Origin of the sequence: Actinoalloteichus fjordicus, assembly GCF_001941625.1 — a bacterium.
Lineage (GTDB): Bacteria > Actinomycetota > Actinomycetes > Mycobacteriales > Pseudonocardiaceae > Actinoalloteichus_A > Actinoalloteichus_A fjordicus.
The window spans coordinates 5,112,059-5,125,000 of record NZ_CP016076.1; the positions used below are offsets into that span (position 1 = coordinate 5,112,059).

Genomic DNA, 12,942 nt, shown 5'->3' on the forward strand with positions numbered 1-12,942 from the left:
CGGATCGCAGGTCATCCGCCACCGGCCCCCGCCGGAACGTCGTCGTCGACAGCCGCCGCGTCACGCCCCTCGGCTGCGGACTCCGGCTCGGGCGGCGCACCGCCCGCAGGCGCCTGTGCGTCCGGGGCGGGCCCCTGTGCACCCTCCGCGACGCCGTACTGACCGGCCGCGCCCTCGTTCTGCTCCCGCAGCGCCAGGATCACCGCGATCCGACCCGCCGCCCGGTCCACTTCGTCCACTGTGGACAGGCTTCCGGTGACCGCTCGATCGGCCCGCACAAGCCCCACCGAGCCGGTCCCCGTCGCGGAGCCCGCCCGGCCCGCGAGGACGGCCCCGGTGCCGGACCGGTCGAGCTGGGCGGCGAGCCGGGCCACCACTGCGGCACGGTCCCCGGCAGCGTTCGCGGCACTGACGCCGCCGTCGAGGACGAGGACGAGCCTGCCCGGCTCGACATCGCCGCCCGCCTGGACGAAACCGCCGTCGACCAGCCCGCCGAGTGCCGCTGCACTCTCCTCGGCAGACGCCTGCGGCTCGTCGGTCTCGGGGTCGGTCGACAGCAGCGCACCCAGCAGGCCGCCCGCCAGCGTCCCGGGGTCCACGGCGGCAGGCAGCTGGGCCCCGGCGGGCAGCACGCCCCGCACGAGGTCACGCAGCTGGTCGGCCCGAGCCGGATCGGTGAAGCCGTCGGTGAGCTGGATCTCACCGGACACGGTGCCGCCCGCCGCGCCGATCAGCTCGCGGATCGCATCCCGGTCGGCGGCGTCGGCCTCGACCGTGCTGACCAGCGCCACGCTCTGCCCGTCGAGCGCTCCGGCCACCGTCTGGCCGCCGACGGCGGCGGTGAACGCCTCGGCGTCGCCCAGCCGAGCGGCCAGGTCGTCACGCTCCGTCTGCAAGGTCGCGATCTGCTCGGCGGACGACGGCCCGTCCGAACCGATCCCCGCGAGCAGCCGATCGGCGACCGCCGTGGACCCCAGGACCACGCCGACGGCCAAGGCCAGGAACACCGAGGCCATCGCGACCAGGTGATAACGCAGTGTGATCACGAGAACAGCCCCTTCACCCAGCTGTTGAAATCGGTCATTCCGTCGATGGCGATCTGGCCGTAGACGGGTGCGAGCCCGGAGACGGCCACCGCCGTCACCAGCACCGTCGCGACACCCGCCAGCAACAACGCCACGGCACCCGAGGTGACCCGGCTCCGATGCAGCACGGAGACGGCCTCCGCGTCGATCAGTCGCCCGCCCAGCCGGAGCCTCGTCAGCACCGTCGACGGATTCGACCCGGTCCGCCCCCGGTCCAGGAACTCGTGCAGCGTGGCCTCACAGCCCACCGCCACGATCAGCTCGGCGCCCTTGTCCTCGGCGAGCAGCAGGGCCAGGTCCTCCGGATTGGCCGTAGAGGAGACGGTCACCGCGGGCAGGCCGAGATCCTGGGCGAGATCGAGCCCCGGTGCCTCACCACTCGGCCAGGCCGGCACCACCAGCTCGGCACCACAGCGCAGCGACTCCACGGAGATCTGCTCCGGGTCGCCGACGATGACGTCCGGCCGCAGCCCCTGCGCCCGCAGCGTGTCGGCGCCCTGCTCGACGCCGATGAGCACCGGTCTGGACTCCTTGACGAACCGGCGCAGCCGCCGTAGATCGGCCAGGTGATCGGGCCCCGGCGCGACGACCACCACTCGCCGACCGCGAAGGTCGACGCCCAGCTCCGGCAGACCCGCACCGTCCAGCAGCAGCGCCCGTTCCTGCCGGAGGAACTCCGTCGTGTTCGCCGAGAACGCCTCCAGCTGCGCGGACATCCCCGCCTTGGCCTCGACGAGCTGATCGGCCACCGAGTCGGCGGTCTGCTCCACGCCCTTGCCGACCACCAGGTCGCCGGAGTACAGGACGCCCTCGTGCAGCCGGACCCGCGCCCCGTCCCTGACGGTGAGCAGCAGATCGTCGCCGACGTCGTCGACCAGCGGGATTCCGGCGTCCAGCAGCACCTCGGGACCGAGATTGGGGAAGCGTCCGGAGATCGAGGTGGCCATGTTGACCACGGCGGCGGCCCGCGCCGCCACCAGCGCCTCGGCGGTGCGTCGATCCAGGTCCACCTGATCGATCACCGCGATGTCGCCGGGACCGATCCGACGAAGGAGGTCGTCGCCGTGTCGCTCGACCCGAGCCACACCGATCACTCCGGGCAGGTTCTGCTTACGCCGAGTCAGCAGGCCGGTGAACTTCATTCGCCGATGGTGACAAGGCTGACGCCGCGAAGCAGTCCGGACACGCCGGCTTCGCGGGCACGATCAGCCGGCCTCACTCGGACGTGCGGCCTACCTCCCCGTACCGAATGACGCACGATCGCGAGAAGCCACGGACAGCAACTCCTCGGCGTGGGCGCGACCGGTCTCCGTGGAATCCATGCCCGCCAGCATCCTGGCCAGCTCGACCACCCGGTCCTCCTCGCTGACGGTGCGGACGCTGCTGCTGGTGATGCCGGAGCCGGACCCCTTGTGTACGACCAGATGACGATCGGCGTAGGCGGCGACCTGCGGGAGGTGCGTGACGACGACGACCTGGTGAGACACCGCCAGCCTGGCCAGTCGCCGACCCACCTCCACCGCCGCGCGACCGCCGACGCCCGCGTCGACCTCGTCGAACACCATCGTCGGAACCGGATCGGAGTCGGCGAGCACCACTTCGAGCGCCAGCATCACGCGAGAGAGTTCACCGCCGGACGCGCCCTTCTGCACCGGCAGCGCGGGAGCACCCTCGTGGGCGATCAGCCGCAGCTCGACGTCGTCCACGCCGTCGGGCCCCGCGTGCACCCGTTGCCCGTCCAGGGTCAACGCCGCCTCCTCGGCAGGCACGGCGGGTCGCCGCGCCACCCCGACCTCGATTCGAGCCGACGCCATCGCCAGACCCGCCAGTTCGGCGGACACCGCCTCACCCAGTTCCACTGCGGCGACCGCGCGCGCGGCACCCACCCGCTCGGCGTGCTCGGCGAGCTCGATCTCCAAGGCGTCGCGACGCCGCGCCAGCGAATCGAGCAACTCGTCGGAACCGTCCACGAGGGACAGTCGTTCCGTCGCCTGCGCGGCCCAGGCCAGTACGCCGTCGACGTCGGCGGCGTACTTCCGGGTCAGGGCCTTGAGCTCGGCCTGTCGAGACAGCACCCGTTCCAGCCTCGCCGGGTCGGCGTCGAGTCGATCCAGGTATCCCCCCAGCTCCGCGCCGACGTCGACCAGGACGGCGATCGCCTCGGCCAGCCTGGGTTCGAGGTCGCGAAGCTGGGTGTCGTCGGTCCCGGTCAGCCTGCGACGGGCCTCGCCCAGCATCCCCAGCGCGCCGGGCTGATCGGGATCGCCGTCGGCCGCACCGGTCAACGCGAGCTGTGCACCGAGCGCGGCGCCGCGAAGCTGGTCGGCGTCGGCGAGTCGCCGCGCCTCCTCGACCAGCTCCTCGTCCTCGCCGGGCTGTGGGTCCAGCGCCTCGATCTCGGCGAGCCCGTGACGCAGGATGCCCGCCTCCCTGGCGAGTTCCCTGGCCTGTTCGGTGCGCTCCCGCAGTTCCTGAGCGACGCCGAGCCATTCGGCGCGGACCCGCCGATAGTCGGCGAGCGGCGTCAGGACCGGCTCGCCTGCGAAACGGTCGAGCACCACCCGCTGCTCGCCGGACCGCAGCAGCCGAAGCTGATCGTTCTGGCCGTGCACCGCGAGCGCCTGCTCCGCGAGCTGGCCGAGAACGCCGATCGGCACCGAGCGGCCGCCCAGATGAGCACGGGATCTGCCGTCGGCGTTCACCGTGCGCACGGCGATGAGGCTGCCGTCCTCGTCGGGATCGGCACCCACGTCGGCCGCCACCTTCGCAGCGCCGTCGGTGCCCTCGACCCGGAAGCGTCCTTCGACCACGGTGCGTTCGGCACCCGCCCGCACCCGAGACGACTCCGCCCGCCCGCCGCTGAGCAGGTGGAGACCGGTGACGACCATCGTCTTGCCCGCGCCCGTCTCACCCGTCACCACGGTCAGACCGGGGTGCAATTGGAGGGTGGCCTCGTCGATGACGCCGAGGCCCTGAATTCGCATCTCGGCCAGCACACCCCGAACCCTATCGCCGTGGTGAGACGTCCGGGACCCTTCGGCGCCCTCGGCCCGCCGACGGGGGCGGGCAGCCAGGCCGATGAGCACTGTGGAGGCGACCGGAGCGGTCAGTCGTCGATGGGACCGCGCCATCCCTGCACCGGAAGAGAGAACTTGCGGGTCAGCCGGTCGGTGAACGGAGCGGGGCGCAACCGGACCAGGCCAACCGGCAGGTCGCCCGCCAACACCTCCACCCGGGCGCCCGGCGGCAGCTCGACCGTGCGACGCCCGTCACAGCACAACACTGCCGGGTGTCCGTCGGAGGCGACCTCGACGGCCACCACCGAGGTCCAGGCGACCACCAACGGCCGCGAGAACAATGCATGCGCGTTGCTCGGCAGCACCAGCAATGCGGGGACCTCGGGCCAGATCACCGGGCCCCCCGCCGAGAACGCGTACGCCGTCGACCCGGTGGGAGTGGCGCACAGCACCCCGTCGCAGCCGAAGGCCGACACCGGTCGCCCGTCGACCTCGACGACGACGTCCAGAATGCGTTCCCGGCTGCTCTTCTCGACGCTGGCCTCGTTGAGCGCCCAGTCCCGCGCGATGACCTCGCCAGCATAGGAGGCGACGACGTTCACCGTCATCCGCTCGTCCACCTGGTAATCACGGCGGACCACCGCGCGCACCGCGTCCGCGACGTGCTCGGAGTCCGCCTCGGCCAGGAAGCCGACCCGTCCCATGTTCACGCCGAGCACCGGGACGCGGGCAGGCCGGGCGATCTCGGCGGCCCGCAGCAGAGTGCCGTCACCGCCCAGGACGAAGACGAGTTCCACTCCCGTCGCCGCGTCCGGTCCCGGATCGACGACCCGGTCGTAACAGTTCGCGTCGAGATCCGGTGCCTCGTCGGAGAGAACGCGAAGCCTGATGTCGGCCTCGGCGAACATCGCTGCGACCTCGTGCGCGATGCGCCTGCCCGCCTCACGTCCGGTGTGGACGATCATGAGCACCTCGCGGGTCATCGCGGCCCCTCCCGCACGGCGTCACGAACGGCCTGCTCGACGTCGACGGGGTTCCCCGGCGCGACGGTCTGCGCCGCCGTCCGGTCGGCGGACGACACCGGTGCGGGGCTGGCAGGCTCCCCCGCGACGGCATGTCCTCTTGTCAGCCAGAGGAAGTACTCGACGTTGCCTGCCGGACCGGGCAGGGGACTCGCCACCACGCCCCGGAAGCTCAGGTCGTGTCGCTCGGCCACCCGGATCACCTCCAGGACCGCGTCGACGCGGACCTCCGGATCACGCACCACCCCACCGGCTCCGAGCCTGCCCCTGCCGACCTCGAACTGCGGCTTGACCATCGGCAGCAGATCCGCGCCAGGCGCGGCACAGGACGCCAACGCGGGCAGTACCAGTCGCAGCGAGATGAACGAGAGGTCGGCGACGATCAGGGCGACCTGGCCGCCGATCACGTCGGCGTCCAGCGCACGAACGTTGGTCCGGTCCAGGACCCGGACCCGCCCATCGGTCTGCAGTCGCCAGACGAGTTGGCCGTAGCCCACGTCCGCCGCCACCACCTCGGCGGCGTCCCTGCGCAACAGGACGTCGGTGAAGCCGCCGGTCGAGGCGCCCGCGTCGAGACAACGACGGCCTGCCACGCTCAGACCGGCAGGCTCGAAGGCGTCCAGGGCGCCGATCAGCTTGTGCGCGCCGCGTGAAGCCCAGCCCTGGTCGTCCTCATCGGACTGCACGAGTACGGGCGCGTCGGTCTCCACGGCGGTGGCGGGCTTGCGCGCCACCATCCCGCGCACCACGACCCGCCCGGCGTTCACGAGTTCCACCGCCTGCTCACGCGACCGCGCCAGCCCACGGCGAACCAGCTCGGCGTCCAGCCGTACCCGTCGAGTCACGATCAGATCCGATCGATGCCGCTGAGGGCCTCACTCAGTGCGGCGTGCACCGAGTCGAAGCGGGCGACGTGTGCGGCGGTCTCCAGTTCGTCCAGTCCGTCCAACAGCCGGACCGCCTCCTCGACCTCGGCAATGGCGGTCGCGTGATCGGACCCGGTGTGATCAGACACCGCGTGGTCGGCTGCCGAGCGCTCGGAGACCGCGTACGGTGCCCCCGAATCCGATCCAGGCGCGCGTCTGCTCGACAAGACCATCGGGCTCGGGCGCTGATCCGCGTTCATCCGATCCGCTCGTCTCGTGATCGCCATCTGGTCACGATGAACACTCTGCCATGACTCACAGACCGAGTGCGTTCACCACAGCGCGGGAGGCCTCATCGAGTGGCCGTACGGCAGGACCGCCCGCCGACTCGTGCCGGGCCCACCACGCCGCACACAGTCCGCGCAACAGGCCGAGCGCCGACGGCGGCCCCTGGGCGGCCGCGGAATCCGACGTCCGCACCGTCAGCCCGCCCTCGACGACGTCGATTCGCCAGTCCGGCTGCGACGTGATCCGCAGGGACTCCGCATCGTCGAGGACCGAATCCAGATCCGCCGCCAGGAATCCCGGTCGCCTGGCGGGCTCCGCGGCCAGCAGCCCGGCAGGGTCGGTGACCCCGGAGAGCACCAGCAACGCATCCATGCCGCCTGCGACGGCGCCCTCGATGTCGGTGTCCAGCCGGTCGCCGACCACCAGCGGTCGAGCGGAGTCCGCACTGCGGGCCGCCTGCTCGAACAGTGGTGCCCTCGGCTTGCCCGCCACGTCCGGTGTCCGGCCGGTGGCCGCGCGCAGCGCCGCGACCATCGATCCGTTGCCCGGCAGCTGACCGCGTTCCGTCGGAACGGTGGGGTCGAGATTGCAGGCCACCCACCAGGCACCGGACCGGATGGCCTGGCAGGCGGCGGCCAGGTCCGGCCAGGCCGTGGCGACCGAGTGTCCCTGGACCACCGCGGCGAACCGCTCGGGTGACACCGCCTCGGCAGCAGGCACGGGCCGCAGGCCCACCGAGAGGACCTCGGACCGCAGTGCTGCCGCGCCGACCACGAGCACCTCGGTACCGGGGTCGAGCCGGTCGGCGAGCATCGCCGCGCCCGCCTGAGCACTGGTGCTCACCTCGGGGGCGTCGGCGGCGAAGCCGATCATCCGCAGGTGCTCCGCCACCTCGCCGGGAGTCCGTGAGGCGTTGTTGGTGACGAACCGCAGCGTGACGCCCGCCGCGCGGGCCCGCACCAGCGTGGCCTGCGCGTCGGCCACCGGCTCGCCGCCCCGGAAGACGGTGCCGTCCAGGTCCAGCAACAACGCGTCGTACCGGTCCAGCAGCCGCCGACCGGCCTCGACGTCCTCCCGAGTGGCGGAGAACCCGCCCATGCTTCCTCCTCGATCAACGATCCCCGGCGGTGCCGGTCTGATCGGCCGTGCCGGTCGCGTCGTCCGCAGCGGCCCCGGGGCTCTCCTCGGCCGCCGTCGCCGCCGCAGCCGTCTCGCCCGTCTTCCCCTGCTCGTCTGGCGTATCCGACTCGGCGGCCTCGGCCCGCTCCGGGGACTCGGCGTCGTCCGGGGACTCCGTCTTCTCCGAGGACTCGTCGGCAGGCGATTCGGTGCTCGACGGCTCGGGGTCGGACGGCTCCTCCGCAGCAGGCTCGGCGTCGGCGGCCGATGCTGGCCGCGGGTCCGATCCCTGCGTCGTCACCGGCGCCCACTCCGTCGCCGTTGCCGACTCCGACTCGGGCGGGTCCTCCAGGACGGGCCGGTTCCGGGTCGGCCGGGCAGTCGTGCCGTCAGCGCCGTCGGCCGAGGCACGCTCGGCAGGCTCCGACACCCGCGCTGCGGTCGTCGACGTGTCGTCCCGGTCGGTCGCGGAGCGGTCTGCATCGGCGACGTCCGCCGACTCGGCCCGCGACGACGCGGGCTCCTCCACCGGCAGGTAGCGCTGCGGAGGTGTGCGGCCCGCCAGCTCGTCGGCGAGGTCGCTGGCACGCTCGGAGGCGTCGGTCTCGTCCTCGTCATCGGCCTCGGCCGCGTTGAGGAACCACCGCACCGCATCATCGCCCCGACCTGCCGCCGCGAGGTTGTCGGCGTAGGCGTAGAACAGCCGCGCACTCCACGGCTGACGGCGCTTGAGGTCGAGATCCGGACCCTGCAGGGCCACCACGGCGGCGTCCAGCTCACCGAGGTCCCGACGAGCCCCCGCCGCGACGATGCGCAGTTCGATCGCCTCGGCAGGAGGCAGTTGAGACGCCTCCGGCGAGCGCAGCAGATCAAGGGCACGCTCCGGCCTGCCCAAGGCACGCTCACAGTCGGCCATCACCGCGATCATGCCGGGGCCGCCGCTCATCCGGCGAGCCGCCCGCAGCTCGGTCAACGCCTCTGCCCACTGCTCCGCGTGGTACGCGGTCACACCGGCCGCCTCCCGGACCAGGCCGATCCGGCCTGCCTTGGACCGAGCGAACCTCGCGTGAGCCAGCGCGGCCGCGGGGTCGTCGTCCACGAGCTTTCCCGCGGCGACCAGGTGCTTGCCGACCAGCTCGGCCAGGCTCAACGACAACGAGCCCAGCGCGCGGCGAGCGCCCGGATCGAGGTCGGTCATCTCGATGTCCTCGGGCAGCTCCGGCTCGCGGACCGACTCGGCACGGTCGTCCCGACGACGGTCCGACGGCCTGCGGTCGTTGTCCCGACCGGCGAATCGATCGCGGCTGGGGCCGGTCGACCGGCTGTCCTTGTCCCGGAAGGAGCGTGCCGGTCGGTCGGACCGCCCTGCACTGCCGCCTCGCCGGTCGTCATCACGCGGCGGACGCCGATCGAAAGAGCGCTCCGGGCGATCCGAGCGAGCGCTCGAACTGCCACGACGGTCGTCGTCCCTCGGCGGCCTGCGGTCGAAGGACCGTTCCGGGCGATCCGAACGACCAGCCGAAGTGCCTCGCCGATCGTCGTCACGCGGCGGACGCCGATCGAAGGACCGTTCCGGCCGAGAGGTCGACGAATCCCGTCGATCACCGTCGTGCGTGGGCCGACGGTCGCCGAACCTGGGCCGATCATCCGATCGCCGGTCATCGCTTCGGCCGCGGAACGAGCCGCGATCCTCGGAGCGTCCCCGGTCGGCGGAGCCTACGGGGCGTCGATCGTCAGCACGCCTGACACCGCCGCCGTCACGCCGCTCCCAGTCCCGACGCGGCGCCGAGCCGCTCGACCGCGAGTCCCGGCTCGCGCCGGAGCCTGCCGGGCGATCCGACGACCCTCGGCCGCCGGTGAAGTCGCTGCGCCGAGGCCCGTCGTAGCGGGATGGACGACCACCTGTACCGGAGTCGTCCCGACGCGGCCGGTCCGAGCGGAAGCCGCCCCCGCCGCCGGACGCACCGTCCCGGCGCTCCGGCCGGTCGAATCGGCGCGGCGCGCTGTCACCGTCACGGCGAGGACCACGGTCTCCGTCGAACCTGCGATCCCGGCTGCCCCCGGAACTCGGCCGATCCGAGCCACGCGACCAGCCGCCACTCTGGCTTCGGCGGTCCGCGCTTCCCCGAGGTGCGCTGGTGCGCCCCCGGTCGTCACGGCGGTCGGCGGAACCCTGCCTCGGCCGGTCGTCGCCCGACCCGGAACGTCCACGAGAATCAGCGGACCCGCTGCGTCGATCGTCCGGCCTGCCACGTCGGTCGTCACCCTGCTGTCCCGACCGAGCAGGCGAACCGGAACGAGGCCGGTCGCCACGCGGCGGGCCGTAACCGCCCTGCCTGCCCTGGTCCCGGTCCCTGCCGGTGGAGCCGTCGCGGCGCGGAGCGGGGCGACCACCCCGGTCGCCCTCACGCCGGTCTCCCCGAGGGGCGTCCGACCGTCGGGGACGGTCCCCGCCACTCGTGGAACGCTGACCCCGCGAGTCGCCGCTCCGGTTCGCGCCGCGATTCCGGTCGTCTCGGCCGCCGTCTCGGTCCCGACCTCGATCGCGATCACGCGAGTTGTCGCGGGAACCGGAGAACCTGTTCTCTCGCTGTGCCCGATCGCCACCTCCAGGGCCACGACCTGACCCTGAGTGGCTGGGTGAGCGGTGGCTGTTACCGCCAGACCGCTCTTCTGAACCGGACACGAGACCTCCTGCTGACCAAAAACGACTTGCCTAGGTAACACGGTAGCTGGGGGTGTCGAGGTGGTGTCGACCCCGGGCAGGCCGTGCCATGGGTTTCGGGCACAAAAAATGGGTGGAGGGAAAACCGGGAGCACCACACACAAGGGTGCTACAACCAGTCTCCCCTCCACCCATCGGTTGAGGTAAAGGTCGGCGGCGTCCTACTCTCCCACACCCCCACGGGTGCAGTACCATCGGCGCTGGAGGGCTTAGCTTCCGGGTTCGGAATGGGACCGGGCGTTTCCCCACCGCTATGACCACCGACACACCAGCGAACGAACAACCCACCCCCGACACCCGTGGACCGATCGTCTCGGAGTGTCGTCTGCCGAAGCAGACCACACCCAAGACAACCAACCAGAGTGTCTGAAGGGGAACAGTTGTTCCTTCAGAACCACACAGTGGACGCGTAGCATCTTCGTGAGCAAGTCCTCGGCCTATTAGTACCCGTCAACTCCACCTGTTACCAGGCTTCCATCTCGGGCCTATCAACCCAGTGGTCTGCTGGGGGCCTTAACCCACAAAGGGGTGGGACACCTCATCTAGGAACAGGCTTCCCGCTTAGATGCTTTCAGCGGTTATCCCTCCCGAACGTAGCCAACCAGCCATGCACCTGGCGGTACAACTGGCACACCAGAGGTTCGTCCATCCCGGTCCTCTCGTACTAGGGACAGCCTTCCGCAAGTATCCTACGCGCGCGGCGGATAGGGACCGAACTGTCTCACGACGTTCTAAACCCAGCTCGCGTGCCGCTTTAATGGGCGAACAGCCCAACCCTTGGGACCTACTCCAGCCCCAGGATGCGACGAGCCGACATCGAGGTGCCAAACCATGCCGTCGATATGGACTCTTGGGCAAGATCAGCCTGTTATCCCCGGGGTACCTTTTATCCGTTGAGCGACACCGCTTCCACCAGCCAGTGCCGGATCACTAGTCCCGACTTTCGTCCCTGCTCGACCCGTCAGTCTCACAGTCAAGCTCCCTTGTGCACTTACACTCAACACCTGATTGCCAACCAGGCTGAGGGAACCTTTGGGCGCCTCCGTTACCCTTTGGGAGGCAACCGCCCCAGTTAAACTACCCACCAGGCACTGTCCCTGAACCCGATCAGGGTCCGAGGTTAGACATCCAGTACGACCAGAGTGGTATTTCAACGACGACTCCGCAGCCACTGGCGTGACCACATCACAGTCTCCCACCTATCCTACACAAGCCGAACCGAACACCAATACCAAGCTATAGTAAAGGTCCCGGGGTCTTTCCGTCCTGCCGCGCGTAACGAGCATCTTTACTCGTAGTGCAATTTCGCCGGGCCTGTGGTTGAGACAGCGGAGAAGTCGTTACGCCATTCGTGCAGGTCGGAACTTACCCGACAAGGAATTTCGCTACCTTAGGATGGTTATAGTTACCACCGCCGTTTACTGGCGCTTAAGTTCTCACCTTCGCCCCGAAGAGCTAAGCGGTCCCCTTAACGTTCCAGCACCGGGCAGGCGTCAGTCCGTATACATCGTCTTACGACTTCGCACGGACCTGTGTTTTTAATAAACAGTCGCTTCTCCCTGGTCTCTGCGGCCACACAACGCTAGCCCGCGAAGGGCTTCACGCCACACGGCCCCCCTTCTCCCGAAGTTACGGGGGCATTTTGCCGAGTTCCTTAACCACAGTTCACCCGATCGCCTCGGTATACTCTACCTGACCACCTGTGTCGGTTTGGGGTACGGGCCGCGAAGATACTCGCTAGAGGCTTTTCTCGGCAGCATGGGATCACTCTACTTCGCCTCATTCGGCTACGCATCACGTCTCACCCTATAAGCCCCGACGGATTTACCTATCAGAGCAGGCTACACGCTTACACCAGTACTACCACTCACTGGCGGAGCTACCCTCCTGCGTCACCCCATCACTTGACTACTACCAGCTCAGATCCCGCGCAGACCACCACCACCCCCGAAAGGGCAACAATAATCCGGGCGGTTAGTATCACCAGCCTCGCCATGGGCGCATCTACACGGGTACGGGAATATCAACCCGTTGTCCATCGACTACGCCTGTCGGCCTCGCCTTAGGTCCCGACTTACCCTGGGCGGAATAACCTGGCCCAGGAACCCTTGGTCATACGGCGGCAGAGTTTCTCACTCTGCTTTCGCTACTCATGCCTGCATTCTCACTCGCACACCGTCCACGACTCGTTTCCACGGCCGCTTCACCCGATGCACGACGCTCCCCTACCCATCCACACACCTAGACCCACCCCGAAAGGCAGGCCGGGCACACGTGTGAATGACACAGCTTCGGCGGTGCGCTTGAGCCCCGCTACATTATCGGCGCAGGACCACTTGACCAGTGAGCTATTACGCACTCTTTAAAGGATGGCTGCTTCTAAGCCAACCTCCTGGTTGTCTGGGCGACCCCACATCCTTTCCCACTTAGCGCACACTTGGGGGCCTTAGCTGGTGTTCTGGGCTGTTTCCCTCTCGACTACGAAGCTTATCCCCCGCAGTCTCACTGCCACGCTCTCACTCACCCGCATTCGGAGTTTGGCTGACGTCAGTAACCTTGTAGGGCCCATTAGCCATCCAGTGCTCTACCTCGGATGAGAAACACGTGACGCTGCACCTAAATGCATTTCGGGGAGAACCAGCTATCACGGAGTTTGACTGGCCTTTCACCCCTACCCACAGCTCATCCCCCAGGTTTTCAACCCTGGTGGGTTCGGGCCTCCACACGGTCTTACCCGCGCTTCACCCTGGCCATGGGTAGATCACTCCGCTTCGGGTCTAGGACATGCGACTCAGAACGCCCTATTCGGACTCGCTTTCG

General features: G+C 69.5%; 8 protein-coding genes and 2 rRNA genes (1 of these 10 running past the window's edge). All 10 read right to left on the reverse strand.

Annotated elements, in window-relative coordinates; all coding sequences use genetic code 11:
- Positions 1–11 precede the first annotated feature (11 nt).
- Positions 12–1,046: a copper transporter gene (locus UA74_RS21585; RefSeq protein WP_075765310.1), complete on the reverse strand. Its 1,035-nt coding sequence runs from the start codon at positions 1,044–1,046 to the stop codon at positions 12–14.
- The gene (gene steA / locus UA74_RS21590; protein ID WP_075741880.1) at positions 1,043–2,227 is read right to left on the reverse strand and encodes a putative cytokinetic ring protein SteA; all 1,185 of its coding nucleotides are present in this window, start codon (positions 2,225–2,227) and stop codon (positions 1,043–1,045) included. The genes UA74_RS21585 and steA overlap by 4 nt, the downstream gene beginning before the upstream one ends.
- A 90-nt stretch (positions 2,228–2,317) precedes the next feature.
- Complete coding sequence (gene recN, locus UA74_RS21595; RefSeq protein ID WP_075741881.1) at positions 2,318–4,081, reverse strand: DNA repair protein RecN; 1,764 nt, start codon at positions 4,079–4,081, stop codon at positions 2,318–2,320.
- 110 nt (positions 4,082–4,191) lie between these two features.
- A complete protein-coding gene (locus UA74_RS21600; RefSeq protein ID WP_075741882.1) occupies positions 4,192–5,085 on the reverse strand; it encodes an NAD kinase in 894 nt (297 codons plus the stop codon).
- Positions 5,082–5,969 (reverse strand): TlyA family RNA methyltransferase, encoded by an 888-nt coding sequence (locus UA74_RS21605; protein WP_075741883.1) that lies wholly within the window; start codon positions 5,967–5,969, stop codon positions 5,082–5,084. The genes UA74_RS21600 and UA74_RS21605 overlap by 4 nt, the downstream gene beginning before the upstream one ends.
- A 2-nt stretch (positions 5,970–5,971) precedes the next feature.
- Positions 5,972–6,277, reverse strand: a complete 306-nt coding sequence (locus UA74_RS21610) for a hypothetical protein (RefSeq protein ID WP_075741884.1) — start codon at positions 6,275–6,277, stop codon at positions 5,972–5,974.
- Between the two features lie 28 nt (positions 6,278–6,305).
- Positions 6,306–7,376: an HAD-IIA family hydrolase gene (locus tag UA74_RS21615; RefSeq protein ID WP_075741885.1), complete on the reverse strand. Its 1,071-nt coding sequence runs from the start codon at positions 7,374–7,376 to the stop codon at positions 6,306–6,308.
- Between the two features lie 13 nt (positions 7,377–7,389).
- On the reverse strand, positions 7,390–8,595 hold the full coding sequence (locus UA74_RS33755; RefSeq protein WP_075741886.1) for a hypothetical protein: 1,206 nt from the start codon (positions 8,593–8,595) through the stop codon (positions 7,390–7,392).
- A 1,675-nt stretch (positions 8,596–10,270) separates the two neighbouring features.
- A 5S ribosomal RNA gene (gene rrf / locus UA74_RS21635) occupies positions 10,271–10,387 on the reverse strand.
- Between the two features lie 155 nt (positions 10,388–10,542).
- Positions 10,543–12,942 (reverse strand): 23S ribosomal RNA (locus UA74_RS21640) (it continues 712 nt past the right edge of the window).

What these genes read in the sequence shown, in the direction of transcription:
- steA (WP_075741880.1), bottom strand. Translation starts at nt 2,227, where the DNA reads ATGAAGTTCACCGGCCTGCTGACTCGGCGTAAGCAGAACCTGCCCGGA.
- UA74_RS21600 (WP_075741882.1), bottom strand. Translation starts at nt 5,085, where the DNA reads ATGACCCGCGAGGTGCTCATGATCGTCCACACCGGACGTGAGGCGGGC.
- UA74_RS21610 (WP_075741884.1), bottom strand. Translation starts at nt 6,277, where the DNA reads ATGGCGATCACGAGACGAGCGGATCGGATGAACGCGGATCAGCGCCCG.
- UA74_RS21615 (WP_075741885.1), bottom strand. Translation starts at nt 7,376, where the DNA reads ATGGGCGGGTTCTCCGCCACTCGGGAGGACGTCGAGGCCGGTCGGCGG.
- UA74_RS33755 (WP_075741886.1), bottom strand. Translation starts at nt 8,595, where the DNA reads ATGACCGACCTCGATCCGGGCGCTCGCCGCGCGCTGGGCTCGTTGTCG.